General features: G+C 44.8%; 1 pseudogene. It reads left to right on the top strand.

Annotation, left to right across the window (positions count from 1 at the left end):
* A pseudogene (locus tag R7Q11_RS27100) lies at nt 1-643 on the top strand (hypothetical protein); the annotation flags it as partial.

Genomic DNA, 643 nt, shown 5'->3' with positions numbered 1-643 from the left:
CCAAACCTGTTGATTCTGTCACAACATTTGCTGTCAGGAGATACCAACCAACAGGTAATAGATGCGCTGGCTTATGCCGAGCAAGCTAAAATTCCGGTTCTATATCTGCACTGGGACGGTGGGCTGACCGATCTTGGCCGAGACATTTTGGCAAAATTCCATGTTGACTACGTGGGGGACAACTATTGGCGTAAGTTAGGTTTGGTCGATTGGGCACCTTCATCACTGATGAACTTTGTGCCAGATTCTGTCATCACGCAACAAGCGTTGTTATCCCGTTTCGAAACTCAAAACTTCAATGTTGATTTGTCCCAATGTGATGATAAATCATGCCCAGAAGTAGCGAACATGGACAGTCAGTTTTACGACGCTGCCAACAGCATTCGCCAATGGCTGAAATCACTTGATGAGCAAAAAATCTCGTTGTTTGAACAAGATGGTTATCAATACGAAAAGCTGATGGTGTTATTGGCGGATCATTATCGTCAAACGGCCTCTTTTCCAATGGATAAGCAGTCTACGGGGACGACTGAATTTTTGAAATCGTACTTCGCGGACTACGTTCAATACAACAGTCGTCGCATCAACCCAAAACAACCAAATATGGGAAACTTCAGCCGCAGTGAATTTGGGGCCGATGTAA

It is taken from the genome of Vibrio sp. 970, from assembly GCF_033339075.1.
The sequence above is the reverse complement of the archived record's forward strand: the minus strand, read 5'-3'. Positions and strand labels throughout refer to the sequence as shown.